The organism is Chryseobacterium sp. PCH239 (assembly GCF_018924625.1).
GTDB lineage: Bacteria > Bacteroidota > Bacteroidia > Flavobacteriales > Weeksellaceae > Chryseobacterium > Chryseobacterium cucumeris.
The window spans coordinates 2,966,823-2,993,098 of record NZ_CP073027.1 but is presented as its reverse complement, the minus strand read 5'-3'; the positions used below and the strand labels follow the sequence as shown (position 1 = coordinate 2,993,098).

Genomic DNA, 26,276 nt, shown 5'->3' with positions numbered 1-26,276 from the left:
AGTTGTCGTGGATTTTAGTTTTTTTAAATGAAGAAGTGTGCGATGGTATAGATGATCAATCCTACCAGCCCACCGACCAGCGTCCCGTTCACTCTGATAAACTGCAGATCTTTTCCCACTTCCAGTTCCAGCTTTTCACTGAGTTCTTTTCCCTGCCAGTTTCCAACGGTAGTACTGATGAGATTCCCGAATTGATGAGTGTTTTTCAGAATATATTTATAAGCTGTCACCCGAACCCAATGATCAATTTTGTTCTGAAGATTTTCATCTGTTTTTAAATTCTGGGCAAACTCATTCAAATTTTTAGTAAGATAGTTTTTCAAAGCCGAGTTTTCCTCCTGAAGTTCTTTCATCAATGTTTTTTTTATGGAAACCCAGATATCATTGGAATATTCATCCAATTTATCATTTTTGAGAAGACCGTTTTTAATGGTTTTAAACTCTTCATCCCACTTTGGATCTTCTTTCAGGTCAACTGAGAATTCATGAATTTTTTGGGTTATCAATGCTCTTACTTCATGTTGGGGATCTTCTTCTATTTCTTTGAAAAACTCAGAAAGCCCATCGGCAATTTTATCAGCGATTTTATTATCTACAAAAGATGGAATGAACGAATAACTGCCTTTTTTTACCCGCTCCTGAATCATTTCATCGTTTTCAATGATGTATTCTTTGATCTGTTTTGAAAGATTGGTGATGATTCTCTGATGGTCATTTTTTTCCAATATGTAGCCAATTCCGTTTCCCACCACTTTGTTAAGCTTGATATCATCGGTCATTTCAGAAACCTTTTTGCTGATAAACTGGCTTACCGTAGAATCATCCAGTTTATTGAGGATATCAAGAACGATATCTGACAGGTTTTTAATCAAAATCTCCTGGCTCTTTTCCTTACCCAGCCATTCACCGACAAAGTTGGAAACTTTAAGTTTTTGGATATAAGGACGTATATTTTGAGGAGAAAGAAAGTTACCCACTACAAAACTTCCAAGGTTGTCTCCCAATCTCTGTTTACTGTTTTCAATCAGATTGGTATGAGGAATGGGAAGCCCCAGAGGATGACGAAATAATGCCGTTACAGCAAACCAGTCTGCTAGAGCACCCACCATTGCCGCTTCGGAAAAGGCCCGGACATAGCCAATCCAGTGAGAGTTATCAGACTTCTGTAAAATAGTGGTAACAATGAAAATAACAGCCATCAGGACAAATAATCCGGTGGCAAATGCTTTATATTTTCTAAGTTGTTTTCTTTTTGCTTCGTCATTCATGTTCTCAAATTTACTAAATTTGGTTATGAAACCATTCGTGGTTAAAGAATTAAAATTTACTATGAAATTTTTAATTTCAATAACCCTGTTAATTATTCTGCAGGCATGTACGCAGAAATATAAACCTATTAAAAAAACTCCTATGGAAAATACAGAAGCAAAAAACAATCCATACTATTCCAGAACAGATACTTCAAAACTCAATGTTTCCAATGAAGAATGGAAAAAAATCCTTGCTCCGGATCTATACGCAATAGCCAGAGAAGCGGCAACAGAAAGAGCTTTTACAGGAAAATATAACGAATTTGATGAGGTAGGAGAATATTATTGTGCGGTATGTGGAAATCATCTGTTCCGTTCGACATCAAAATTTTCCAGCAGCTGTGGCTGGCCGAGTTTCTTTGAAGCTGATAAAGAAGGAGTCTATTATGTAAGAGATCAGTCGTACGGTATGGATAGAGTAGAGGTACTTTGTAAAAGATGTGATTCCCATCTGGGACATGTTTTTGATGACGGTCCGAAGCCTACAGGATTAAGATATTGTATGAATTCTATAAGTCTGGAATTTGTTCCGGATTCTCAAAAATAACCACTTTAATTCACAAAATCAGGACGTTAAAGTTTCTTAAATAGCGTTAAACTTTGTAGAGTTATAACCCCTTGGTAATTATGTTTTTATAATTTTGCTCCACTAATTTGGATTTATATAGTATTGAATGAAAGGATTTTATAGCGTATTAGGCCTTGTTTACATGGTGACGACTTCATTCTACATTTCCCCAAAAGTGGTGGTGAAAAGTGAGAATGTGAAAACAACGAAAACTGAAAAAGTAGCTGAAACGAAATCTGAGAAGAACACTGCAGCAGTGTCTTCATCAGAAGCACTGTACCAATCTATTGCATTTGAGCCGGGGCATGAACTGAATTATGAAGTGTTCTCAAAAGCATTGACGGGCTATGAAAATTTAAAAAAAGCAGGATTGCTTACCCAGGATTCGCATTTATTAACTATCTGCGATTTTTCTATGTCTTCTAACACAAAAAGACTTTGGATCATTGACCTCGAAGACAAAAAAGTTCTGTTCAACTCATTGGTAGCACACGGAAAAAATACCGGCGAAGAATTTGCGACGAATTTTTCTAACAAGGAAAGTTCGCTGCAGAGCAGCCTGGGATTTTATATCACGGATGCAACCTATCAGGGTGATAACGGATACTCTCTGAAATTATTGGGAATGGATAAGGGCTTTAATGATGCTGCATACAGAAGAGCAATTGTAATGCATGGTGCGGATTATGTGAGTGATGCATTTGCTGCAATGCACAAAAGAATTGGAAGAAGCTGGGGATGCCCTGCCGTCCCAAGAGAACTGACGCAGTCTATAATCAACACGATTAAAGGAAAAAACTGTCTGTTCATCTATTATCCTGATCAGAATTATCTTTCTTCCTCAGAATGGTTGAAAGCGTAAGATTAAAAAAGCAGTCATTTTTGACTGCTTTTTAATTTTTGGAAGGAAATTCCACAGTAAATACACTTCCTTTGGATACTTCAGAATTGATAGTCAATTTTCCTTCGTGTATTTCTACAATTCTTTTTACAATGGAAAGACCGATTCCGTTTCCTTTTTCGAAACTTTTATTGGAACCGCGGTAAAAAAGATCAAAAATTTTTGAAAGATCCTTTTCTGAAATACCGATCCCATGATCAATAAAATGGATTTTGATATGTTCCTGTTGGGTTTCTATCTCAATATGACAGCTTTTGTCTGCCGAATATTTACAGGCATTCTCTATTAAGTTCGAAAAAGCAACCTGCAGCAGGTAAGGATTACCATAAAAATCATAATTGTTTTCATCATCATCTGAGGCATTGCTCATATAATTGATCCCGATTTTGAAGCCGGCATTTTTCTGCAGCAATGCAAGCTTAGCTTCTGCTAAAATCTCATCCAGACGTAGATTGGTAAAACTGATCTGTGATACATCATAGCTGGCTCTGGCAAAATCTAACAAGGCAGATGACAACTCCGAAGCGTCATTGGCATCCTGCAGAGCATTGTCAATAGAAAGCTTATAGTCATCTAAGGTAACGTTAAGTTCCTTGGCAAGCTCAAGTTCTGCAATTAAGGTAGAAAGAGGAGTCCGGAATTCATGAGAAATAGTGGTCACGAATTGCTTATGATTGTTGAAGGATTTTTCAAGCCTGTTGAAGGTAGAATTAAAAGTTTCCGTGAGTTCATAAATCTCATCTTTTGCCTTGGGAATATCCAGCCGTTTATTAAGGTTGTGCTCTGAAATATCACGGATCTGGAGAATGATATCCTTTAAAGGCTTAAGCGTATAATAGGAAAAAAGAAATCCTATAATAAAAATGATAACAATCGAACTGATGTAGATGATGATGATATCTTTTTTAAACTCAGAAATATGGGCCTTTCCCGTGACGTCTACCGCACTTCCAATAATATAATATTTTTCTCCGTTGGAGGAGAGCTGAATGGCAATATACTGACGATCACCCCGCTGCCAGAATATTCTGTTTTTATCGGATCTGATCATTTTATCCAGATATTTTCATTGCTTTTGAGAGGAGGAAGATCTGTGAAGGTAAGTTCTTTTTTGCTGTTATAAACGCTGATGTCTGCTTCATTCAGAAGTTTTTGGTTACGCTGGTGGAGTTCACGGATTTTTTCATCACTGATTCTGGCATCAAATATAAATTCTGAACGCCAGATCACTTTGTATCCCAGCCGGTCATTGAATTCATCTTCTCTGTTTTTTTCAGAAACAAAATAAAGAACGTAAGCAAACAAAAATAAGATGCCTGCCGTAAGGATGGAATAAATGAGTGCTGTTCGGGTTGCTATTTTCATAATTGTGAAGCAAAAATAAATCCTACTCCGGGTTTGGTGTGAATCAGTTTATGATCAAAATTTTTATCAATCTTTTTCCGTAAATAAGCAATATAGACATCAATATAATTGGTTCCGGTGTCGAAATGATTCCCCCATACATTTTCGGCAATTTCTTCACGGGTAAGAATTCTTTCGGCATTGCTTACCAGAAATACCAGGAGTTTAAATTCTTTGGGAGTAAGTTCTATTTCCGCTCCGTTTCTGAAAACTCTGTTGAATTTCTTATCGATCTTCAGGTCATGATATTCGAGTTCGGTCAGATAAGCTTCTTTATTTTTATTTGATCTCCTCTGCAGAATAGCTTTGATTCTCACATAGAGCTCCCTAATCTCAAAAGGTTTCACCATATAGTCATCTGCTCCGGCGTCAAATCCTTCAATTTTTTCATCAATGGTTCCAAGAGCGGTAAGCATGATGATGGGAAGGTCAGGATATTGCTGTTTGATCAGTTTGGACAGATCAATACCACTCATTTTCGGAAGCATAATATCCGTAATGGCCAGATCAAATGTTATTTTATTCAGCAGGACAATCGCATCTTCTGCATCTTCCGAAATATAAACCTGATATTGCTGGCTTTCCAGCCCTCTTTTCAAAAGGCTTGAAACGCGTGAATTATCTTCTACAATTAAAATTTTCATAAAGAAATACGATGAATAGGTGTGTTGGTTTTTCAAACGTTTTTTTTGATTTTAAAAGCCTGACTTTCATTTATTCCCAAAGCACTGTACAAAGGTATTTTATATTTTTCTTTTATCAGAAAACATTCCCCCTTTTAATAGTTTTCTATAAGGTTTCTAATAGATTTCTAATACCTGTCGGGCTTGTAGCAATCTAATTTTGTCCCGTTGAAATCAACAAAAGATAAGAATAGAAAAATATGAAGACTACCTCTTTCAAAACAGCAATCGCGTTGTTTTCCTTATTGGGACTCATGGGGAAATTAGAAGCCCAGAAAAAAAATGATTTTAATAATCCCGGATTAACTCATTATTTCAATGAAGAACACTCACGATATATTTCTCTTAGCGGATATGCAGAATTGTGGGCCAGATATACCCAGCTTAATCCGGGAAGCCTTGTCAATAACGAAGCAAAATCAGACCTGTCTGACCTTTCGCTTAGAAGGGTTCGTGTAAAAATGACTTATAAGCCAACAGAAAAGCTGATGTTTGTATTGCAGGGTGGAACTACCAACGTGAATGTCAATGCAAAAGGAAGTAATTATTTTGACCTTCTGGATGCCTACGCTGAATATGCTTTTAATGATAAAATTGCTCTTGGTGCAGGACGTTCTACATGGCGCGGCCTCTCAAGATTTACTACAGGACCTTTGAATACGCTGTTATACGACCTTCCAGCTTACGCAACCTCCAATGCGGGAACAACAGATTATACCGTAAGGGAATTGAGTGCCTATATTAAAGGACAGCTCGGAAGATTTGATTACCGTCTGGTAGTGGCTGATCCTTATACCATGGCAACTTCTGATCCGAAACTGAATGTAGCTTCCTTTAGTAAAAACTCCCCCGGAAAAGACTTCTCAGGATATTTCAGATATGCTTTTTTGGACAAGGAAAATATTTCCACTCCCTTTAATGCAGGAACTTATGTAGGGAAGAAGAATGTACTGAGTCTGGGAGCCGGGTTTGATTATATTCACAATGCATTATGGCATCTGGATGCCGGTAAGAATACAGTGAATGATGATATGAAAAGCTTTGCAGTAGATTTATTTTATGATGCACCACTGAATAAAGAAAAAGGAACGTCAATAAGCGCTTATGGGATGGCGATGCATAACGACTACGGACCCAATTATATCCGGTATGTTGGTACCAATAATCCTGCAACTTCTGTAGATGTTACACAAGCGAGTCTGAATGGAGCAGGAAATGCAATGCCTGTTATCGGAACCGGAAATACATATTATGTACAACTGGGAGGAACCCTGCCTTATCTGGACAAAGAAAAGAAAAGTCTTCAGCTTCAGCCTGCCGTAGGAATGCAGCTGTCAGATCTGAAAGGACTTCATGATAATGCTGTGATCTATGATGCAGGAATATCTCTGCTGATGAACGGAATGTCTTCCCGTTTAACCTTTGACGCTCAGAACAGACCTGTTTATACCAATGACCCTTCAAACAATGCCGTAGTTTCAGACCGGAAATGGCAGTTTGTCCTTAAATACAGAATAGATTTTAATTAAAATAAATGACAATGGAAAGAAGAAAATTTTTATTCCGCTCAGTCCAGGCTTCTGCTTTGCTGCTGATCTCAGGAAATATGTTTGCGTCTGCTTTACCCATGTTTAATCCTAAAAAAAGAAAAAAGTGTACTTCCATTATTTGTTGTTCTGGCTTAGAAAAGACCTTTCCGGGCCTGAGGTAAAAGAATTTGAAAATTTTTTTGAAGGCCTTAAAAAGCTTCCTTATCAGAAGAATCTCCGTTACGGAAAACCGGCAGCTTCCAGCCCGAGAAGTGTTTTAGACAGCACATTTACTTATAATGCTTCTATGGAGTTCGATAGCCTGGAAGAACTTGAAGCTTATGGAAAACTTCCTGAGCATCTTGCTTTGGTTCAGAAATATAAACCATTCTTTGAAAGAATGCTGGTTTATGATACTGTTTATAATTAAAAATAAAAAATTAAATTTATAATGAAAAATATCATTAAGGGCTTAAGCCTTGTTTTACTAGTAAGTACTGTAGGATTTATGAATGCACAACACAAAAACCATAAAAATGTAAGTGTCACTTCGGAGACCTCCACTGAGTTTATTCCTGCTATAAGATTAATCAACAATCCTGACGGATCATGTACTTTTGAGAAAGGGAAAATCCCCACTCTTAAACACATGAATACCACAACATTCTGGATGAGCAATAAAACGGAGGAGTGGGAAAAAAATGCTCATCCGGCTCCCAGAAGACAATATGTGATTACCATCAAGGGCAATATAAGATTTAAAGTAACAGATGGTTCTACTTTTATGATTAAACCGGGAGTAGTTCTTCTTGCTGAAGATCTTAAAGGAACCGGTCACAGCTGGGATATGGTGAAAAGCAAAGAATGGGAGAGACTCTATATTCCGATTGCTGAAAATGCCGAGGATTTTTTTATCCCGGATGCTCAATAGTTACAAGTCAATCTCTTTATAAGGGGTATATAATTCGTTATGTTTGAAGCAGTCAGTTTTGACTGCTTTTTTCTTTTGAAGAATTATTGTAGAAATTCTTTAATAACAGCTCTGGCTTCCTCAATGCTATTGCTGATTCGGGCAATTATTTTTCCGTTTTCATCGATGATGAAATGAAGAGGATAGCTTGTAGCATTCACTTTTTTTTGGAAGTCTTTGTTTACATCAAAAAAGTTTATCCAATCCGCATTATTTTTCTTTAAAATATTCCTGGCAACCTCCATTCTATTGGGTTTTTGCTCGTCTGTAATTGTAATGAAGTTTACATTTTGACCTTTATATTCATGATACAGATTCACAATTTCAGGCATACTTTTTATGCAAGGGGCGCAAGTCGTTGACCAATAATCAATAAAGGTTAATTTATATTTCTTAAAATCTTCCGAAGTCAGTTTATTCCCCTTTTCAAAATAAATGTCAGGTATTTTTTGTCCAATGGATGTAGATTGTTCTGCGTTTAAACGGGCTTCAACACCTTTGTATAATGCGTTTTGTTTAAATTTTGCGGAAAATAAATTTAAGTTTTTCAAATAAGCAGGATGGTAATCGTTAAGAGTATAATCATTCACAATTTCCCATAATGCAACATACGAATTGGGATTTTTCCTGATGTATTCTCCTAAAAATTCCTGTTTTTTGTCTATATTGATCAAGCTATCACCTTGATAGGGATTTTTTGATTTTATATAAAACGGTTCCAATGATTTTTGTAAAATCTTATATTCTCTGTTGGTAGGGGAGTCTATATTAAGTTCTACATTATTAAAGTCTTTGGGTAAATCAATTTTATATTTTCCTCCTTCTAAGAAAAATACTTTTGTACTATAACCCGCTTTACCGTTCTTTCCCATATAACCAAACGCTACTGGTTGAGGGTATTCTGTAAAACCACTGGCAATATTTTTCTTTTGAATCTTAAAATAATAAATAGAATGTTTCATCCTGATCTTTTTTCCAAAATCAGAAATGTTGTTGTTGGTTTGTATTTTGAATGTATAAAGCTCTCCGAACCCGTTTCTGGTGGCTGGAGCTCCTAACATAAGGCTATCATTAATGTATGAATCTGAACTGAGATCAATTTCAAAATTATTCTGAGAATAAAGAAAATTCGAAATAAGAATTAATAATGCATAGAAAAGTTTCTTCATAAAATATTTTGTGACGGAACGAACTTACAAAAACTTTTATATATAAAAAATCCCTGCGCTTTAAAAACACAAGGATTGTAATTATTTCCGTTAAATATTTTCAGAATTTTATTCTTCTGACTAAGGAAGAATGTATAATTCAATTTCAGATATGAAAATCTGTCGTAAGTTTATGATAATTAAGAGAATTTCTTAAAAACAACAGTTGCATTATGTCCTCCGAATCCAAAGGCATTACTCAACGCAAAATTGATGTTTTTTTCTTTTGCTTCTCCGAAAACAATATTGATATCCTGAGGAATATTCTCATCAATACTGTGAAGATTGATTGTTGGAGGAATAATTCCATTCTGAATAGCCTTGATTGAAAGAATGGCTTCTACCGCTCCGGCAGCACCCAGCAAATGCCCGGTCATGGACTTTGTGGCACTGATATCAAGGTTTTTACTTCCCTTAAATGCTTTATTGATGGCTGTTAATTCAACCATATCTCCTAATGGAGTGGAAGTAGCATGAGGATTAATATAATCAATGTCTTCCATGTTAGCTCCTGCTTCTTTCACGGCCAGTTGCATTGCTTTGATGGCTCCTGCTCCTTCCGGATGGGGTGCTGTCATATGATAAGCATCTGCCGTCATGGCGGCTCCGGCTAATTCTGCATAAATTTTTGCTCCTCTGGCAACAGCATGTTCGTATTCTTCAAGCACCAGTGCTCCTGCACCTTCACCCATTACAAAACCATCTCTGTCTGCATCATAAGGACGGCTCGCGCTAGCAAAGTCATCATTCCTTGTAGACATGGCTTTCATAATAGAGAATCCTCCGATGGATGCCGGAGTGATAGCAGCTTCGGAACCTCCACTGACAATTACTTTTGCTTTCCCGAGACGGATATAATTGAAAGCATCCATCAATGCTGTATTTCCCGTAGCACAGGCAGAAACTGTAGTATAATTGATTCCCTGAAGCCCATATTTCATAGAAATCATTCCTGAAGCCATATTGGCAATAAACTTCGGTACAAAGAACGGATTGAAACGTGGTGTTCCATCTCCAGCAGCGAAATCCATTACTTCTTTTTCAAAAGTCCACATTCCGCCCTGTCCTGTTCCCCAGATCACTCCTGTATCAAAAGGATCCATCTTTTCAAGTTCAAGGCCGGAATCCTGAATGGCTTCTGATGAGGCATACATGGCATATTGTGTAAACAAATCACTTCTCTTGATTTCGTTATGATTCAGATATACTTTAGGATCAAAGTCTTTTACCTCACAGGCAAAATGAACTTTAAACTTTTCCGTATCGAAATGGGTAATGAGTCCTGCTCCGCTGACTCCTTTAATACTGTTTTGCCAAAATTCTTCGACATTATTTCCCAAAGGCGTCACTGCGCCCAGACCTGTAATGACAACTCTCTTCATACTTAGTTATTGATTTTGAATAAATTAGAGGTTCCTCTTGCGATCAATCGTGTTTTGTCTGCGTTCCATATCTCGCATTGTGCATTTACGAATTGTTTACCTCTTTTAATGATTTTAGTTTCGGCTACAATATTATCATTTTCTTTTGCAGTTGAAAAATAATCGATGACATTATTTATCGTGGTAATGAAAGAATTTTCATTTAAAGAAAACATAGTAGCGCCAATGATATCGTCTATAATGGCAGCGGTAACTCCACCGTGGAGGTTTCCGATAGGATTCAGCCATTCCGGTCTTATGGTATATTGAAATTCCAGCTGACCTTCTTCTGCAGAAAGAACAACAGGATTGAGCCATTTCATAAAAGGAGAAGGTGACTGGTCAAATTCTTTTCCGATGAATTGTTTTAATTGTGCTAATCTATCCATACGTGCGTTTTTATTTTTCTAAAATCATCGTTACTCCCTGTCCACGTGCTGCGCAAATGGATATAAATCCTTTTCCACTGCCTTTTTCATGGAGAAGTTTTGCCAGTGTTGCGATAATTCTTCCTCCCGTTGCTGCAAAAGGGTGGGCGGCGGCGAGACTTCCTCCTTTTATATTCAGTTTACTTCTGTCTATTTTCCCAAGAGCTTTTTCCAATCCGAATTTTTTGGCCAGCTCATCATTTTCCCAGATTTTTATTGTGGCTAAAACCTGTGCTGCAAATGCTTCGTGAATTTCATAATAATCAAAATCAGATAAATTCATGCCTGCTTTTTTAAGCATTCTCTCTGCTGCAAAAACAGGAGCAAGAAGTAAATCCTGTTTATTTTCAACATATTCTATTCCTGCCAGTTCTGAAAAAGTGATATAAGCTAAGACAGGAAGGTTATTGGCTTTTGCCCATTCTTCACTGGCCAGCAAAACTGCGGAAGCACCATCCGTAAATGGCGTTGAATTTCCTGCCGTTAAAGTTCCGTTCTGTTTATCAAAAGCGGGTTTCAGTTGTGAGAGCTTTTCAATACTGCTATCGCGTCTTAAGTTATTATCTTTCTCTAAACCAAAAGCAGGAGTAATCATATCATCAAAAAATCCTTCATCATAAGCTTTTGCCATATTCTGGTGGCTTTTTAAGGCTAGTTCATCCTGTTCTTCTCTGGAAATCTTGTAATATTTGGCGGTAATTTCTGTGTGTTCACCCATGACAAGACCTGTTTTGGGTTCCTGCCCTTTATAAGGAATGGGCATCCAGTCTTTGAGCTTCGGGCTTAGCAGTTGTTTTATTTTTCCAAACGCTGATTTCTCTTTATTGGCTTTTAACAGGGCTTTTCTTAACCTTGGTGAAGACTCAAATGGAATGTTGCTCATGGCTTCCACACCGCATGCAATACCACAGTCTATCTGACCCAGAGCAATTTTATTTCCGATATAAATAGCAGCTTCAATTCCTGTATCACATGCCTGCTGTAGATCACATGCAGGTGTTGCAGGGTCAAGAGTGGTATTCATCACTGTTTCTCTGATGAGGTTGCTCTCAGAAATATGTTTAATAACTGCACCACCCGCAACTTCTCCGAGTCGTTTTCCTTTTAAATGATAACGATCTATTAATCCGTTGAGAGAAGCAAGAAGAAGATCCTGATTGCCCTGCTCTGAATAAGCGGTATTCATTCTGGCAAAGGGAATTCTGTTGTATCCTACAATAGCCACTTTTTTTGTTTCCATATGGTATTATTTATGATGGAAGAATATTGAGTTCATGATCAATCATATGACTGACTTTATCTAAAGCGTGGTTGAGAAAACTTTGGTCACCCATTGTTTTTGAAAGTAGAATTCCACCTTCAATAAGCATGATGAATAAGGATGCATATTGCTCAGCATTCACTTTTTTATTAATTTCCCCTTTACTTTGTCCTTCAGCAATGGCATTTGATATTTTTGTCATCCATTGTTCAAAAGACCTTTGCACCTGTGCTTTTAAGGCAGGAAAAGAATCGTCAGCTTCCGTAGCAGCATTCATTAACGGACAGCCGCCGTTGGCAAAGACAAACTTCCAGTTTTTCCGGTAAAAATCTACAAAAGCATGCAGTTTATCCAATGAAGTTGGATACTCATTACCAAAAGAGCGGCTAAGTGTTTTGCCCAGTAATCCCGCATTGTATTTATAAACCTCAATGGCTACTTCATCCTTGTTTTCAAAATTTCCATAGATGCTGCCTTTCGTCAGTCCGGTTGCCTGAGTAATGTCAGACAGCGATGTGGAAATATAACCCTTGGTATTAAAAAGGTTTGCTGTTTTCTCGATAATATGCTGTTTCGTCTTTTCTGCCTTCGACATTATAAATGTTTAAATATGATGCAAATATACAAAAATATACCACTCGGTATATTTTATTTTAAAAAGTTTAATCAGGTAATATTCTAACTTTTAAGTTTTGGCTGAGGCTAATGGATTCTTTTTAAATTAAAAAACGGACTAAAAGCCCGTTTCTATTGATATTGAATGATTACTTAAATTAGTTTTCCAACGTAGCATTCAATGTGATTTCAAAGTTGAATGCTGCACTTACAGGGCATCCTTCTTCAGCAATCTTAGCAAATTTCTGGAATTCTTCTTCTGAGATTCCCGGAACTTTAGCAGTAAGAGTCAGTTCAGATTTTGTAATCTTACCAATATTGGGATCAAGGGTAATTACAGAAGTCGTCTTTAATTCTTCAGGATTATAGCCTGCCTGAGATAATTCTGCATCCAGTTTCATGGTGAAACATCCTGCGTGGGCTGCTGCCAGCAATTCTTCAGGGTTGGTACCTACACCATCCGCAAAACGGCTGTTGAAAGAATATTGAGTCTGGTTTAAAGTTGTACTCTGAGTTGTTAAATGTCCTTTTCCTTCTTTAATGGTACCGTTCCAAACGGCTGTTGCGTTACGTCTCATAATGTTTGTTTTTGTATTTAGTAATGTTGTTTGATTTTGATGTTACAAAGGTATATCTATGGCGGGGAGTATTCAATAGATAAAATGACTTAACTATTGTACTTTTTTCCCGTGATGTAATTTTTTTTAAAATTTACCGGTGTGCTTCCCGTTTTATTCGTGAAAAGGCGGTTGAAATAGGCGGGATCTTCATAACCCAGATCATAAGCAATTTCTTTGACAGGTTTATCCGTATAAAAAAGTAACCTTTTTGCTTCTAATAAAATTCTGTTAATAATAAACTGGTTGGGAGACTCCAGCTTTAAGTTTTTAAATTTATGAGTTAAAGTTTTCGGAGCGATGTGAAGAAGCTCTGCATAATCAGCAACATTATGTTTTTCTCTGAAATGAATTTCCAGATGTCTGCTGAAATCTCTGAAAATATCAAGCTCACTGCCAGGAATTCTGATGGTATCATTGTCTAAGTTTTGTTTCTTCCATTTGCGGGTAGCTCGTATGATGATCTGTTTTACATAGGTTCTAATCATTTCCTCTGCGGAAGAATCCTTCCCTTTAAGTTCATCCCGAATATTCTGAAACAAACTTTTTATAAGAGAAGTTTCTGAATCATCAAGTTCTACAAAAGGAATTTCAAATACATTATGAAAGAGAAGGCCGTCACAAGCCACTTCCTTATCATGGATCTGAATACAGTAGAAATCCCGGTTGTAGAAAAGAAGAATAGATTCATCTTTGCCTTTTTGGATACTCAAATGTTGGTTGGTGAGGAAGAAAAGTGAAGGTTTCTTTGTTTTATAATGATTAAAATCTACTGTAAGTTCATATCCTGAAGGAATAAAAAATACTTTAATATCTGAAGAGAACCGACTTCCGTTGAAATTCTCCAGATTTTCTTCTGAAAATACTTCCAGTCCGAGTCTTTTATAGTGATCTTCAAAAATAAGCTGTTGCGGCATACTTTAACTTTAGTTTAAAGATAAAAAAAAAGCATGATTTGAACTGTATTAAATTACTTAACCTATGATTTCTTATGTTGGATATATAAAATTGAAATAAAATAAATTCAAAATATGTTTTTACATTGATATTATTTTATCATTTTTACAAAGATTTGTATTGTAACCTAAAAGTATTAACCTTTTTTCATAACTGCCTGTATGAGCGAATTAGAAAATATTCTGAGAGAAATAACTCCACTATCTCCTGAGGATAGTTTTCTCGTGTTTGACAGGATTAAAGCCTCATTTGACTTTCCTTATCACTATCATCCGGAAATTGAAATCAACTTTATTTATAAGGGGAAAGGCTACCGAAGAATGATCGGAGACCATACCGGAGAGATCGGAAATATAGAGTTGGTGCTGGTAGGACCCAATTTACCACACTGTTGGGCAAATTACAGATGTAAGAACAGAAAAACCCACGAAATCACCATACAATTTAATCAGGATTTCTTTCAACAGTCACTGATGGAGAAAAATATCCTGAAACCTATCAATAATCTGATGAAAGACTCCATCAGAGGAATTCTTTTTTCTACAGAAACGGCTGAGAAACTAAAAGATTCGTTTCTCAATCTTTCAAAGATGAACAGCTTTGAATCTTTTATAGAAATTATGAAAATTCTGAATGAACTTGCCGTTGCAGATAATAAAACACTTTTATCCTCATATAGTATTGAGCTTGAGTCTTTTGCAGATAATGATAAAATGAAGATTGTTCATGATTTTGTTCATAAAAATTTTGAGAACAAAATAACGCTGGATAATGTAGCATCATTGGTGAATATGAGCAATGTGACGTTTAACAGATTTATCAAAAAAAGAACAGGGAAAACTTTTGTTAATTATCTTAATGAAATTAGAATAAGTTATGCTGCGCGCTGGTTGATGGAAAAAAATCTTACTGTTTTTGAAATTGCCTTTGAGGCAGGTTTTAATAATATTGCGAACTTCAATAAGGTATTTAAATCCATCAAAAAGACAACTCCAACCGAATTTAAAGAACAATTTAAAGGAGTTAAAAAGATTGAATAATATGTATTAAAAATGTACAGCTTTCTGTTTTATATCTTATCTGACATCCTGCAATTCCGTCCAGAAATCTACTTATATTTTGTCCAAATATCAGAATAAATCCCCTTTTTTTAATTGTTCGGGAAGTGTTGTATTTTGTTGATATTTAAAGTGTTAATGGCTTTTGATTTTGATTGCTGAAAAAATAATATCGTTTTATGATAAAATAGTATTATATCAGACTGGCAACAAAATTTAGATTTGTGAATGTGAATTAAATCTTAACAAAACTTTAAATTATTTAATACTTAAACGGCAAAATTTTGTTGAAAAAACAATAATTTTTTTGTATTAAAAAATAAAGTAATGTCACTGATTCTCAATTAAATCTAACGAATCTATACCTTATGAGAAAAGCAGTTATACCCGTTCTGTTCGTTTTTTCACTTACTGCGAATGCACAGGAGAAAAAAACAGCCGACACTACGAAGACAACCAGTATTGAGGAGGTCGTGGTCACCTCTTTGGGGATAAAAAGGCAGGCCCGCTCTTTGACGTATTCCAGTCAACAGATTGGCGGGGATGAGCTTACAGAAGTGAAAACTCCCAATCTATTAAATTCGATCAACGGAAAAGTTTCCAATGTGCAGATCAACAGAACCAATGGTGTAGGTAGCTCCGTAAGGGTGATTATGAGGGGGAACAAGTCTGTCAACAATACACAGCCATTATATGTAATTGACGGAATTCCTATTATCAACGGAACAGGAAAATCAGCAGATATCGGACAGTATTCCAATATGCCGGATCCCGGAGATGTACTAAGCTCCATCAATCCTGATGATATCGAAAGCATCAACTTCCTGAAAGGAGCTTCTGCTTCTGCATTGTACGGTTCTGCCGGAGGTAACGGGGCTATCCTGATTACGACTAAAAAAGGACGTGCAGGGAAAAGTTCAATTACTTACAGCTCCAGCCTTACAGTGGACAGGGCTTATAGTCTTCCAAAACTACAGCACAGTTATCTGTCTTATGACCCTTCTGTATCGGGATCACAGCCGGGACAGGCAGTAGACAGCTGGGGTGCAAAAGGATCTTCTAAAGATTATCTTAAAGACTTCCTTCAGACAGGAACAACTTGGGTAAATAGCCTTTCTTTCCAGTCAGGAAATGAGAGATCAACAAGTTATTTCTCAATCGGAAATACTACCAACAAAGGAGTAGTTCCCATGTCATATTTTGATCAGTATAATGTATCCTTCAGAAATTCAAGTAAGTTTTTGGATGATAAACTGACGTTAGATGCCAACTTCATCGGGTCATTACAGGAAAGTAAGAACAGACAGACTCCGGGAGCTTCTTTTTCTCCTTTGACGAGTTTGTACTGGCTGCCAAGAGGCGTAGATTTTGACCAATACGGAGGAAATAATTATTCTTACATCAATAAAACAAGATTTTTGCCGGCTCAAAATTGGTGGGAAGTCAATCCGGACGGAAGCTTCAAAGGAAATCCGGTGACACAGAATCCTTACTGGATCTTAAACAGAAATCCCGTGACAGTAAGCAACAAAAATACTTATGGAGCCCTTTCATTGTCTTATCAGATCAATCCATGGTTGACTGCGAGAGTAAGAGGAAACTATAGCTGGAATATTTCAGACAGCCAGCGTGATATTGCGGCTTTCTCAGCTCCTAGCTTACTAGCTAATGGTATTAATGGCAGAATGCTTAAAAATACATATGAAAATTCTTCTACTTACGGTGATGTCCTATTAATCGGTAGTCCCAAAATAAGTGAATCTATTTCATTGGATTTTACTGTAGGAGGAAGTATCAATACTACAAGAAATAAAATAGGACAAATTGATAATGCTTATCTGGCCAATCCAAATCTTTTCACTTTGAATAACCTTCAGTGGAATGTAAACAGAGCGCCTGGAGATGGATATCATAATACTTATACGAATATGAAAAAACAGGTACAGTCTGTTTTTGCAAGTGCTTCCGTAGGTTATAAAAATATGTTCTATGTAGATATGACTTTCAGAAACGACTGGGATTCTACTTTAGCATTAACAGGAAGAACCGGGTTTGATTATGAATCTGTAGGAGCAAACGCTATATTGTCTTCTATTTTCAAACTTCCGGAAGTAATTAATTTCTGGAAAGTAAGAGGATCTTATGCAACGGTTGGTTTGGGATTACCTACCAATATTACCAATGCAATGGTGGAATATAGCAAAGGGTATGTTTATGGAGTAGATGCAGGAACCATTGTATATCCAAAGAGTTCTTTTGCTACTGGAGCAGGTTTTGAGGCATTGCTTCCAAAGCCGGAACTTAACAAAACATTTGAAGCCGGAACTGAGTTGAGAATGTTGGGGAATAAATTAAATTTTGATATTACTTATTATAACTCAAATACGAGCAACCAATTACTGGAAACAACAATTCCTTCCTATTTAGGAGGATTAGCTCCAGGATCATACTACATCAACGCAGGAAAAATCCGAAATACAGGTTTTGAATCTTCACTATCCTACAAGATTTTTGATTCGTCAAAATTCGGATGGACGGCCACTTTGAATGCATCAGCAAATAAAAACAAGATTGTTGAATTATTACCAACAAGTATCAATGTTTCCAAAGATCTGACCTTTTCACTAACAGGTGGTGGTGATTATACAAGATTAAAACTTGGAGGTTCTTTTGGAGACCTTTACGGAATCAAATTTAAAAGAGATGATCAGGGCCGTATTCTTGTGAATGAAAAAGGTGTTCCTTTGGCAGAGAGTACTCCTTCTTATCTGGGTAATCCGAACCCTAAGTTTATTATGGGATTCAATAACTCCTTTACTATTGGTAAACTGGGAATCTCTTTCCTTATTGATGGTAAATTTGGAGGTAAAGTATTATCTCTTACAGAAAAAGCCAATGATCTATATGGAGTAAGCCAAACCACAGCCGATGCAAGAGATGCCGGAGGCGTATCTATTCCAAACGCAGTGTATGCACCAGGAACTCCAAACGCAGGACAGGCTTATACAGGGTTGACGAATGCAAAAGATTATTATAAAGCAGTAGGAACAACCGAAGGATTCGGGAAAGGAGTTGATGAAGCGTATTTATATAGTGCTACAACAATCCGTTTACGCCAGGCATCTGTTTCATATATGTTTGATATCAACTCAAAATATCTGAAAAATGCAACGGTAAGTTTAGTAGGAACCAATTTGTTTTTCTTCTACAAAAAAGCACCGTTTGATCCAGAGCAGGTATCAGGAAATACACCTGGTGGGGTAGGAGTAGATTCATTCGGTCTACCGGTTACCAGATCTATCGGATTATCTTTAAAAGCTAACTTCTAACTTTTACAATTAAGACAATGAAAATCAATACTATTAAAACATTGGTGTTTGGAGCTGCAGTACTTTTTTCTGCTTCGGGATGTACGAATGACTTTGACCAATATAATCAGGAGAAATTAGGAGGGCCTGAAAATTTTTATGCAGATTTTATCGCTATAGTAAACCCTATGAAATCTATTCAGAGAGGTTTGCAGGCAGATTATCAGTTATATCCAAACCTTAGTGCAGATATGTATAGCGGAATGTTCAGTACAGCAACACCATTTAACGGAGGAGTAAATAATCTTACGTACTCTATGATGGATGGATGGAATAACAGAATTATTGCCAGACAACAGGATATCTTCAATTATTCTATCATTATTGATAATGCTGCGAAAGGGAACTATCCAGGTGTAGATTTTACCGGAACACTTGCTGTAAAAAAGATTTTGAAAGTCATTACAGCCGCAAGAGTTTCAGACAGTCATGGCCCTGTAGTTTACAGCAAATATGAAAAACCCAATCCTAACGGAGTGACTGATTTTGACTCCCAACAGGAAGCCTACAACTATTTTATTGCTGATCTTACTGCAGCCATTACAGATTTACAGAAAGTAATTGCGATGCCAGCAACACAGAATGTTGAAGATAAAACTTCACTGAAAAGTGCAGACTTAGTATATGGAGGAAATATGGCGCAATGGGCAAAGTTTGCCAATTCTCTAAAGCTGAGGTTATCCATGAGAATGAGCTACGCTGATCCTGCAAAATCTAAACAATATGCAGAAGAAGCATTGGCTTCACCTGCAGGATTGATTACTGACAATGCAGATAATGCGTTGATCAGTGTAGGACAGTCAGAATTGAGTTTTATTATTTACTCATGGGGAGATTGTTTAATCGGAGCCCCTTTGATGGCATATATGAACGGATACAATGACCCAAGACTTCCGGCATATGCTATTCCTGCATCTGATCCAAGCTTACAGGGAAAATATATAGGAATACGTCAGGGTATTGATTTATTAAATGGTAAATCAACGTACGGAGGGTTCTCGCAGCCACAGGCAAAATCTGCCAGCGGAGATTATTTTTCCGGTACCGATGGTAAAATGAAATTATTCACCGCTGCAGAAACATGGTTCCTTAGAGCTGAAGCTGCTTTGAGAGGATATGCAGGAGCAGGAGATATTCAAACCAACTATACAACCGGAGTTCAGCAGTCTTTCGGGGAATGGGGGAAAAGTGCTAATGTTGCTGCTTATCTTGCCGATAATACTTCTACTGAAGCACCTTATATTGATCCGAAAAATGCAGACAATAACGTACTTGTTGGAAACCCCCAGTTAAGTACCATTACGATTGCGTGGAATAACGGTGATACCAACGAAAGAAAATTAGAAAGAATTATTACCCAAAAATGGCTATCCCTTTATCCAAACGGACCGGAAGCATGGGCTGAACAGAGAAGAACAGGATATCCGGTTCTTTTCAAGGTAAGAAAAAATGATAGCGGCGGAGCGATCAGTACAGAAGGAATGATCAGAAGAATTCCTTTCACTATTGATACAAAAACATCATTATATAACTATCAGCAGGCTGCACAGATGCTTAATGGGCCTGACACCGGAGGTACAAAACTTTGGTGGGATAAGAAATAAAAAATATTCAGAATCACTCATTAATAAAGAGACATCTCAAGATCAGATTTTTATTTGATGCATTCATTAAGGCGGGAGAATAGAGTAGAATCTCCAAAAAATTTATAGTTTCGTTTTTTAGCCTGAATGTATTTTTGAGATGTTCTCTTTTATTTAGAATCTTATTTTAAATATGGGAAAAAACAACTCCGGAACCCGTCGGATTCAGCCGATTCTTTGGATTTCAACATTATATTTTGCAATGGGAGTGCCCTTTGTAACCATTAATGCGGTTTCAGGAATCATGTATAAAGATATGGGGGTTTCGGACTCGCACATTACTTTCTGGACTGCCCTTATCATGTTCTCCTGGACATTAAAACCTCTTTGGAGCCCTTTTCTGGAGATCTATAAAACCAAAAAATTCTTCGTTGTTTTTACTCAGTTTGCGATAGGAATTCTGTTTGCATTAGTGGCCTTAAGCCTGCCAATGCATGATTTTTTCAAATACAGTATTGCCCTTTTTGCGATAGTTGCATTTTGCGGAGCTACCCATGATGTGGTAGCAGACGGAACGTATATTGGGTTTTTGACCAATAAAGAGCAGGCAAAGTATATTGGATGGCAAGGTGCTTTTTACAACCTGGCGAAGATTATCAGCAGTGGAGCACTCGTTTATTTTGCCGGGGTATTAGAAAAGACAAAAGGCGTAACCCATGCCTGGATGATCATTATGGTGATCTATGCATTACTCTTTTTTGTACTGGCTATTTACCACTATTTCATTCTGCCGAAGGAAAACAAAGAAGAACGGAAAGATGGAAAGACTGCCGGAAATGTTCGTCAAGAACTATTGGAAGTGATTACCTCTTTCTTCACCAAAAAGAAAATTCTATGGTGTATCCTCTTTATAATTCTGTACCGTTTTGCAGAAGGATTTGCGATCAAAATTGCGCCTTTATTTTTTAAAGCTCCAAGAACATTAGGAGGATTAGGATTATCTACTTCCGATATCGGGCTTATTTATGGGACATATGGTTCTGCAGCATTCATCCTGGGATCCGTACTGGCAGGGTATTTTATCTCAGCCCGCGGATTGAAAAGATCTTTGATATGGCTATGCTGTGCATTCAATATTCCATTTGTGGTCTATGCATTACTGGCTTATTATCAGCCGGCAGATCTTTTACCGGTAGGAATTGCGGTGGTAGTGGAATATTTCGGTTACGGATTTGGTTTTGTGGGACTAATGCTCTACATGATGCAGCAGATTGCACCCGGAAAACACAAAACGGCACATTACGCATTTGCAACAGGGATTATGAATCTTGGCGTAATGATTCCCGGAATGTTCAGTGGAATGATCAGTGACTGGATCGGATACAAAATGTTCTTTATCTGGGTACTGATTGCTACCATTCCTGCATTTTTGGCCACTGTATTCGTTCCTTTCCCTTACCCTGAAAATCAGAAAGAACAACAAATCAATTCATAATAATAAAAAATAAAAAGTAAAAAATACTTTATGACAGCTCAATCAGTAATGATCCCTTGGCAGGATCGCCCGGAAGGTTGTAATGATATCATGTGGAGGTTTTCCGAAAACCCGATCATTAACAGATACGCTATACCAACATCCAACAGTATATTCAATAGTGCCGTAATTCCCTTTGAGGACGGATTTGCCGGAGTGTTCCGTTGCGACAACAAGGCAGTACAGATGAATATTTTTGCTGGTTTCAGTAAAGACGGAATCAATTGGGATATCAATCATGACCCTATTGAAATGCAGGCAGGAAATACGGATATGATTGAATCCGATTACAAATACGATCCACGTGTAACTTTTATTGAAGACCGCTACTGGATCACCTGGTGCAACGGATACAATGGACCTACCATCGGAATTGGGTATACTTTTGATTTTAAAGAATTTTTTCAGTGTGAAAATGCCTTTCTTCCATTCAACAGAAATGGTGTTTTATTCCCTGAGAAAATCAATGGTAAATATGCCATGTTGAGCCGTCCGAGTGATAATGGACATACACCTTTCGGAGATATTTATATCAGCTATAGCCCTGATATGAAATACTGGGGTGAACACCGTTGCGTGATGAAAGTAACGCCTTTCGAAGACAGTGCATGGCAGTGTACTAAAATCGGAGGAGGGCCGGTTCCTATCAAAACAGAAGAAGGATGGCTGCTTTTCTATCATGGCGTGATCAATACCTGCAGAGGATTCAGATATTCAATGGGAGCTGCTTTGCTTGATCTTGAAGATCCTACAAAAGTGTTGTACAGAACGAAGCCTTATTTATTGGCTCCGGCTGAATTGTATGAACTGACAGGAGATGTACCCAATGTGGTTTTCCCTTGTGCAGCATTGACTGAAGGAGACAAAGTAACAGTATATTATGGTGCTGCTGATACCGTAGTTGCGATTGCCTTTGGATATATCTCAGAAATCATTGATTTTATGAAAAAGAATTCAATTTAATACAGTAATATAAAGTTTAGGAAAATAGGTTAATCATCTTAATTTTTCCGTTTGCTGGGAATTTTATAATGGTTTTCCTATTTTTAAACCAACTTTTAAATAAAAAATCTCCGATACCTCTCTTATCATGAAAAAAGAACTGTTAATCTGCTTTTTTACCACCCTGATTTCTGTAGCTAGTGCCCAGCAAAATAAAAACGATGTTTTATCCTGGGTAGATCCTTTCATAGGCACAGGAGGACATGGGCATACTTTTCCTGGGGCAACCACGCCATTTGGAATGATACAGCTGAGTCCGGATCAGAATACAAAAAGTGGCGACTGGGACTGGTGCTCAGGATACCACTACAGCAGCAAAACGATCATGGGATTCAGTCATAACCATTTGAGCGGAACGGGATGGGCAGACCTTGGAGATATTCTGGTAATGCCTACAGTAGGACAGGTTAAAATGGTTCCAGGATCTGAAGACAAGCCGGAAACGGGTTACCGTTCAAAATTTACCCATGATAAAGAAATTGCATCTCCGGGATATTACTCTGTAATGCTGGACAGCTATGGAATTAAAGCAGAGCTTACTGCTTCTCCAAGAGTAGGATTTCATAAATATACTTTTCCGAAGAGTAGTGAAGCTAATATCATTATTGATCCTACCAACAAAATCTTCGGAAATATCTACCATACTTTGGTGAGTGTGGAAGGTAATAATAAAATCAAAGGATACTGTTACAGCAACGGCTGGGGAGGTAAACGGTTTGCTTACTTCGTGATGGAGTTTTCCAAACCGTTTAAGTCTTACGGTGTTTATGCTGACGGAAAAATTAAAAATGATGAAAAAATTGCCCTTGCCAAAGATGCTAAAGCTTTTGTGAGATTTTCCACAGAAGATCAGGAAAGCATTGAAGTAAAAGTATCATTATCTCCGGTGAGTACAGAAAATGCACAGGAAAATTTTGATACAGAAGCAACAAATGTTGATTTTGCCAAAGCAAAAGAAGCCGCTCAAAAGACCTGGAGAGACCTGATAGGAAGATTCCAGGTGACAGGAGGTACAGAGAGCCAGAGAAAAATTTTCTACACGGGAGTTTACCATACCTTCATTGCCCCAAATTTATACATGGACGTGAATGGAGATTATGTGGCCGCTCAGGAAAACATGAATACCAAATGGTTCACCAACTACAGTACGTATTCTTACTGGGATGGATTCAGAGCAACACATCCATTATTGACTATTATGGATCAAAAACATACAAAAGAATTTGCCAATTCCCTGATCAGCAGATATACAGATCGTAAAGATCACATGCCGATCTGGGAGCTTTGCGGATATGATAACTTCTGTATGTTAGGATATCACAGTGCCTCGGTAATCTGGGATGCCATTTCAAAAGGAGTTCCGGGTATTGATGCAGAAAAAGCATTTGCCGCGATGAAAGATGCTTCTTTAACAGATAAAATGAGCAGCAGCGATGGTGGTGGCGGTCTTAATGATTATATCAAATTAGGCTATACTCCATCAGAAAACGGAGCTTCAGTTTCTGCAACATTAGAATATTCATATGATGACTGGTGTATTCAGCAGCTTGCAGAAAAATTAGGTAAAAAAGAAGAATCGGAAGTATATAAAAAACGTTCTATGAACTTCCTGAATACCTTCAATAAAGAAAATAATCACTTCTGGCCAAGACAAAAAGACGGTAAATTCTTAGCAGATTTTACTCTTAACGATTGGAAAAAACTTCAGCCACACTGGGTTTCCGGAAACATCTGGGCGTACGACTTCTTTGTTCCTCATCAGATTGATGAAATGATGAATCTGTACGGAGGGAAAAAAGGATTTGAAGAAAAACTGGATAAAACCTTCACAGAAACACTTCATATGGAAGGAGAACAACATGTTGATATCTCAGGATTCATCGGATCTTTAGGATTCGGGGATGAGCCTGGTCATCATGTTCCATACCTGTACAACTATGCAGGAAGTCCTTACAAGACTCAGAAAATGGTAAAATATATCCGCGACAATATGTACGCGGCGAAACCAGACGGAATTGTCAATAATGAAGACTGCGGCCAGATGTCAGCATGGTATATCTTCTCATCATTAGGATTCTATCCTGTGACACCGGGGAAACCTGTTTATGCCATCGGTGCACCACAATTCCCGAAAGCATCATTAAAATTAGAAAATGGAAAAACTTTTACCGTGATCGCTGACAAGATATCCGACAAGAATATCTATGTACAGAAAATGTTCCTGAACGGTAAAGAATACAAAAGCTGGGAGCTGAATCACAGTGATATCATGAACGGTGGTGAATTGAGATTCGTAATGGGAAGCAAACCAGTAAAATAAGACTCATAAAAATAAACGAAACAAAATATCAATGGAAAGGAGAAATTTTATTAAAACAAGTGCATTGGCAGGAGCCGGATTGCTGTTTACTCAAAATGTTTTTGCTAAAAATTTAGTGCTGGACGATCTTCCTGTTGTCCGTGTTCCTAAAGATAAAAGACATTTTACCAGCGAATCCGTAGAAAGTGCTATTGCCGCGTTTAAAAAGAAAGTGAAAAACAAAGAGCTGAGCTGGCTTTTTGAAAACTGCTTCCCGAATACATTGGATACTACTGTTTATTATACGGAAACCGGAGGAATACCGGATACCTATGTGATCACCGGGGATATTGACGCCATGTGGCTTCGTGACAGTTCCGCACAGGTTTTCCCTTATCTGCAGTTTTCGAAAAAAGACGAAAAACTGCATAAGCTGATTTCAGGAGTAATCCATAAACAGACTACTTTCATCCTGAAAGATCCTTATGCGAATGCTTTCTATAACGATGATCAGAAGATCAGTAAATGGAAAGAATATGACCATACCGATATGAAGCCGGGCACCCATGAAAGAAAATGGGAAATCGACTCGCTTTGCTATCCTATCCGTTTGGCCTACCACTTCTGGAAAACTACAGGAGATACAAAACCTTTTGATGCGAACTGGCTGAAAGGAATCAAACTTACCCTGCAGACTTTCACAGAACAGCAGAGAAAAAATGATCTGGGTCCTTACAAATTCGAGCGTACAACGGCTTGGGCAACAGACGGAGTTCCTATGGGGGATATGGTTATCCAACGAAACCTGTAGGATTGATCAGCTCTATGTTCCGTCCAAGTGATGATGCTACCATCTACGGATTCCTGATCCCTTCCAACTTATTTGCGGTGGTAAGCTTACGCCAGGCTGCGGAAATGGTTACTCAGATTAAAAATGAAAAAACGTTGGCTCAACAATTGAACAGCCTTGCTGATGAGGTAGAAACAGCCATCAAAAAATACGGAATTTACAATCATCCTGAATTTGGAAAAATATATGCTTTTGAAGTAAATGGCTTTGGAAGCTACAACCTGATGGATGATGCGAACTGTCCAAGCTTGCTGGGACTGCCTTATCTGGATGCGGTGAAAGCTGATGACCCTGTGTATTTGAATACAAGAAAATTTGTGTGGTCAGAAAACAACCCGTTCTTCTTCAAAGGTAAGCTGGCAGAAGGAATAGGAGGTCCGCATATCGGACTTGACATGATCTGGCCAATGAGTATCATAATGAAGGCACTCACTACCAAAGACAAAAGTGAGATCAGATGGTGCATAGATACCTTACAGAAAACGCATGGAGGAACTGGCTTTATGCATGAATCCTTCCATAAAGACGACTCTAAAAAGTTCACCAGAGAATGGTTTGCATGGGCCAATACCTTATTTGGAGAATTGTTATGGAAAACCTTTAACGAAAACCCAGAGCTACTGACATAGCACACCCTTTTATATGGCTTTTTTATCATTGATTCCTTCCCGAAAAAGAAGGAATAAGGGGATTGCTATATAAAATTCAGA

At 37.6% G+C, this 26,276-nt stretch carries 22 protein-coding genes and 1 pseudogene; 12 read left to right on the top strand and 11 right to left on the bottom strand.

Translation table 11 applies throughout. The annotated features are described in order from the left end of the window. Positions 1 to 23: 23 nt before the first annotated feature. Positions 24 to 1,268 carry a DUF445 domain-containing protein gene (locus tag KBP46_RS13860; protein ID WP_123278613.1) on the bottom strand — a complete coding sequence of 415 codons (1,245 nt, stop codon included), beginning with the start codon at positions 1,266 to 1,268 and terminating at the stop codon, positions 24 to 26. A gap of 142 nt (positions 1,269 to 1,410) precedes the next feature. Here KBP46_RS13860 and msrB point away from each other — a divergent pair, with 142 nt between their 5' ends. Both msrB and KBP46_RS13850 read left to right on the top strand, forming a co-directional pair. Further along, positions 1,411 to 1,857 carry a peptide-methionine (R)-S-oxide reductase MsrB gene (msrB, locus tag KBP46_RS13855; RefSeq protein WP_228432348.1) on the top strand — a complete coding sequence of 149 codons (447 nt, stop codon included), beginning with the start codon at positions 1,411 to 1,413 and terminating at the stop codon, positions 1,855 to 1,857. 127 nt (positions 1,858 to 1,984) lie between these two features. Then, positions 1,985 to 2,740, top strand: a complete 756-nt coding sequence (locus tag KBP46_RS13850; protein WP_120232464.1) for a murein L,D-transpeptidase catalytic domain family protein — start codon at positions 1,985 to 1,987, stop codon at positions 2,738 to 2,740. 31 nt (positions 2,741 to 2,771) lie between these two features. On the opposite strand, the gene KBP46_RS13845 is transcribed toward KBP46_RS13850, so the two are convergent. Genes KBP46_RS13845 through KBP46_RS13835 form a run of 3 tightly spaced genes read right to left on the bottom strand, consistent with a single transcriptional unit; the run spans position 2,772 to position 4,827 of the window. Continuing rightward, a complete protein-coding gene (locus KBP46_RS13845; protein ID WP_216443500.1) occupies positions 2,772 to 3,830 on the bottom strand; it encodes a HAMP domain-containing sensor histidine kinase in 1,059 nt (352 codons plus the stop codon). Then, complete coding sequence (locus tag KBP46_RS13840) at positions 3,827 to 4,144, bottom strand: hypothetical protein (protein ID WP_216443499.1); 318 nt, start codon at positions 4,142 to 4,144, stop codon at positions 3,827 to 3,829. The genes KBP46_RS13845 and KBP46_RS13840 overlap by 4 nt, the downstream gene beginning before the upstream one ends. After that, positions 4,141 to 4,827 carry a response regulator transcription factor gene (locus KBP46_RS13835; protein ID WP_062673226.1) on the bottom strand — a complete coding sequence of 229 codons (687 nt, stop codon included), beginning with the start codon at positions 4,825 to 4,827 and terminating at the stop codon, positions 4,141 to 4,143. The genes KBP46_RS13840 and KBP46_RS13835 overlap by 4 nt, the downstream gene beginning before the upstream one ends. A 239-nt stretch (positions 4,828 to 5,066) precedes the next feature. Here KBP46_RS13835 and KBP46_RS13830 point away from each other — a divergent pair, with 239 nt between their 5' ends. The 3 genes from KBP46_RS13830 to KBP46_RS13820 all read left to right on the top strand — a co-directional run bounded on the left by KBP46_RS13830 (position 5,067) and on the right by KBP46_RS13820 (position 7,326). Next, entirely contained in the window at positions 5,067 to 6,395 is a 1,329-nt protein-coding gene (locus KBP46_RS13830; RefSeq protein WP_216443498.1) for a porin, read from the top strand. Positions 6,396 to 6,519: 124 nt separating this feature from the next. Continuing rightward, a complete protein-coding gene (locus KBP46_RS13825) occupies positions 6,520 to 6,825 on the top strand; it encodes a Dabb family protein (RefSeq protein ID WP_216443497.1) in 306 nt (101 codons plus the stop codon). Positions 6,826 to 6,846: 21 nt separating this feature from the next. Continuing rightward, positions 6,847 to 7,326, top strand: a complete 480-nt coding sequence (locus KBP46_RS13820) for a hypothetical protein (protein WP_253297045.1) — start codon at positions 6,847 to 6,849, stop codon at positions 7,324 to 7,326. Positions 7,327 to 7,409: 83 nt separating this feature from the next. Here the strand turns inward: KBP46_RS13820 and KBP46_RS13815 are convergent, their stop codons facing one another. From KBP46_RS13815 to KBP46_RS13785, 7 genes are all read right to left on the bottom strand, one after another. Next, positions 7,410 to 8,534 carry a TlpA disulfide reductase family protein gene (locus tag KBP46_RS13815; protein ID WP_216443496.1) on the bottom strand — a complete coding sequence of 375 codons (1,125 nt, stop codon included), beginning with the start codon at positions 8,532 to 8,534 and terminating at the stop codon, positions 7,410 to 7,412. Positions 8,535 to 8,713: 179 nt separating this feature from the next. After that, complete coding sequence (gene fabF, locus KBP46_RS13810) at positions 8,714 to 9,955, bottom strand: beta-ketoacyl-ACP synthase II (protein ID WP_062673235.1); 1,242 nt, start codon at positions 9,953 to 9,955, stop codon at positions 8,714 to 8,716. Positions 9,956 to 9,957: 2 nt separating this feature from the next. Then, positions 9,958 to 10,383 carry a PaaI family thioesterase gene (locus tag KBP46_RS13805; RefSeq protein ID WP_062673236.1) on the bottom strand — a complete coding sequence of 142 codons (426 nt, stop codon included), beginning with the start codon at positions 10,381 to 10,383 and terminating at the stop codon, positions 9,958 to 9,960. Between the two features lie 10 nt (positions 10,384 to 10,393). After that, positions 10,394 to 11,662: an acetyl-CoA C-acetyltransferase gene (locus KBP46_RS13800; RefSeq protein WP_216443495.1), complete on the bottom strand. Its 1,269-nt coding sequence runs from the start codon at positions 11,660 to 11,662 to the stop codon at positions 10,394 to 10,396. A 10-nt stretch (positions 11,663 to 11,672) separates the two neighbouring features. After that, positions 11,673 to 12,278, bottom strand: coding sequence for a TetR/AcrR family transcriptional regulator (locus tag KBP46_RS13795; RefSeq protein ID WP_062673240.1), 606 nt, complete (start codon positions 12,276 to 12,278; stop codon positions 11,673 to 11,675). A gap of 178 nt (positions 12,279 to 12,456) precedes the next feature. Continuing rightward, positions 12,457 to 12,876 (bottom strand): OsmC family protein, encoded by a 420-nt coding sequence (locus KBP46_RS13790; RefSeq protein ID WP_002982623.1) that lies wholly within the window; start codon positions 12,874 to 12,876, stop codon positions 12,457 to 12,459. An 89-nt stretch (positions 12,877 to 12,965) separates the two neighbouring features. Then, the gene (locus tag KBP46_RS13785; protein ID WP_062673242.1) at positions 12,966 to 13,832 is read right to left on the bottom strand and encodes an AraC family transcriptional regulator; all 867 of its coding nucleotides are present in this window, start codon (positions 13,830 to 13,832) and stop codon (positions 12,966 to 12,968) included. Between the two features lie 201 nt (positions 13,833 to 14,033). Here KBP46_RS13785 and KBP46_RS13780 point away from each other — a divergent pair, with 201 nt between their 5' ends. The 7 genes and pseudogenes from KBP46_RS13780 to KBP46_RS13750 all read left to right on the top strand — a co-directional run bounded on the left by KBP46_RS13780 (position 14,034) and on the right by KBP46_RS13750 (position 26,195). Beyond that, positions 14,034 to 14,912 carry an AraC family transcriptional regulator gene (locus KBP46_RS13780; protein ID WP_062673244.1) on the top strand — a complete coding sequence of 293 codons (879 nt, stop codon included), beginning with the start codon at positions 14,034 to 14,036 and terminating at the stop codon, positions 14,910 to 14,912. A 386-nt stretch (positions 14,913 to 15,298) separates the two neighbouring features. After that, positions 15,299 to 18,259 (top strand): SusC/RagA family TonB-linked outer membrane protein, encoded by a 2,961-nt coding sequence (locus KBP46_RS13775; RefSeq protein ID WP_082798760.1) that lies wholly within the window; start codon positions 15,299 to 15,301, stop codon positions 18,257 to 18,259. Between the two features lie 17 nt (positions 18,260 to 18,276). Continuing rightward, entirely contained in the window at positions 18,277 to 19,902 is a 1,626-nt protein-coding gene (locus KBP46_RS13770; protein ID WP_216443494.1) for a SusD/RagB family nutrient-binding outer membrane lipoprotein, read from the top strand. A gap of 172 nt (positions 19,903 to 20,074) precedes the next feature. Further along, entirely contained in the window at positions 20,075 to 21,376 is a 1,302-nt protein-coding gene (locus tag KBP46_RS13765; RefSeq protein ID WP_216443493.1) for an MFS transporter, read from the top strand. A 30-nt stretch (positions 21,377 to 21,406) separates the two neighbouring features. Further along, positions 21,407 to 22,378 (top strand): glycoside hydrolase family 130 protein, encoded by a 972-nt coding sequence (locus tag KBP46_RS13760; RefSeq protein ID WP_047376309.1) that lies wholly within the window; start codon positions 21,407 to 21,409, stop codon positions 22,376 to 22,378. Between the two features lie 127 nt (positions 22,379 to 22,505). Further along, entirely contained in the window at positions 22,506 to 24,737 is a 2,232-nt protein-coding gene (locus KBP46_RS13755) for a GH92 family glycosyl hydrolase (RefSeq protein ID WP_216443492.1), read from the top strand. Between the two features lie 31 nt (positions 24,738 to 24,768). After that, positions 24,769 to 26,195, top strand: a pseudogene (locus KBP46_RS13750) (glycoside hydrolase family 125 protein). Positions 26,196 to 26,276 lie beyond the last annotated feature (81 nt).

What these genes read in the sequence shown, in the direction of transcription:
- KBP46_RS13780 (WP_062673244.1), top strand. Translation starts at nt 14,034, where the DNA reads ATGAGCGAATTAGAAAATATTCTGAGAGAAATAACTCCACTATCTCCT.
- KBP46_RS13850 (WP_120232464.1), top strand. Translation starts at nt 1,985, where the DNA reads ATGAAAGGATTTTATAGCGTATTAGGCCTTGTTTACATGGTGACGACT.
- KBP46_RS13820 (WP_253297045.1), top strand. Translation starts at nt 6,847, where the DNA reads ATGAAAAATATCATTAAGGGCTTAAGCCTTGTTTTACTAGTAAGTACT.
- KBP46_RS13790 (WP_002982623.1), bottom strand. Translation starts at nt 12,876, where the DNA reads ATGAGACGTAACGCAACAGCCGTTTGGAACGGTACCATTAAAGAAGGA.
- KBP46_RS13760 (WP_047376309.1), top strand. Translation starts at nt 21,407, where the DNA reads ATGACAGCTCAATCAGTAATGATCCCTTGGCAGGATCGCCCGGAAGGT.
- msrB (WP_228432348.1), top strand. Translation starts at nt 1,411, where the DNA reads ATGGAAAATACAGAAGCAAAAAACAATCCATACTATTCCAGAACAGAT.
- KBP46_RS13830 (WP_216443498.1), top strand. Translation starts at nt 5,067, where the DNA reads ATGAAGACTACCTCTTTCAAAACAGCAATCGCGTTGTTTTCCTTATTG.
- KBP46_RS13840 (WP_216443499.1), bottom strand. Translation starts at nt 4,144, where the DNA reads ATGAAAATAGCAACCCGAACAGCACTCATTTATTCCATCCTTACGGCA.
- KBP46_RS13805 (WP_062673236.1), bottom strand. Translation starts at nt 10,383, where the DNA reads ATGGATAGATTAGCACAATTAAAACAATTCATCGGAAAAGAATTTGAC.
- KBP46_RS13795 (WP_062673240.1), bottom strand. Translation starts at nt 12,278, where the DNA reads ATGTCGAAGGCAGAAAAGACGAAACAGCATATTATCGAGAAAACAGCA.
- KBP46_RS13775 (WP_082798760.1), top strand. Translation starts at nt 15,299, where the DNA reads ATGAGAAAAGCAGTTATACCCGTTCTGTTCGTTTTTTCACTTACTGCG.
- KBP46_RS13815 (WP_216443496.1), bottom strand. Translation starts at nt 8,534, where the DNA reads ATGAAGAAACTTTTCTATGCATTATTAATTCTTATTTCGAATTTTCTT.
- fabF (WP_062673235.1), bottom strand. Translation starts at nt 9,955, where the DNA reads ATGAAGAGAGTTGTCATTACAGGTCTGGGCGCAGTGACGCCTTTGGGA.
- KBP46_RS13770 (WP_216443494.1), top strand. Translation starts at nt 18,277, where the DNA reads ATGAAAATCAATACTATTAAAACATTGGTGTTTGGAGCTGCAGTACTT.
- KBP46_RS13755 (WP_216443492.1), top strand. Translation starts at nt 22,506, where the DNA reads ATGAAAAAAGAACTGTTAATCTGCTTTTTTACCACCCTGATTTCTGTA.
- KBP46_RS13800 (WP_216443495.1), bottom strand. Translation starts at nt 11,662, where the DNA reads ATGGAAACAAAAAAAGTGGCTATTGTAGGATACAACAGAATTCCCTTT.
- KBP46_RS13785 (WP_062673242.1), bottom strand. Translation starts at nt 13,832, where the DNA reads ATGCCGCAACAGCTTATTTTTGAAGATCACTATAAAAGACTCGGACTG.
- KBP46_RS13860 (WP_123278613.1), bottom strand. Translation starts at nt 1,268, where the DNA reads ATGAATGACGAAGCAAAAAGAAAACAACTTAGAAAATATAAAGCATTT.
- KBP46_RS13765 (WP_216443493.1), top strand. Translation starts at nt 20,075, where the DNA reads ATGGGAAAAAACAACTCCGGAACCCGTCGGATTCAGCCGATTCTTTGG.
- KBP46_RS13845 (WP_216443500.1), bottom strand. Translation starts at nt 3,830, where the DNA reads ATGATCAGATCCGATAAAAACAGAATATTCTGGCAGCGGGGTGATCGT.
- KBP46_RS13835 (WP_062673226.1), bottom strand. Translation starts at nt 4,827, where the DNA reads ATGAAAATTTTAATTGTAGAAGATAATTCACGCGTTTCAAGCCTTTTG.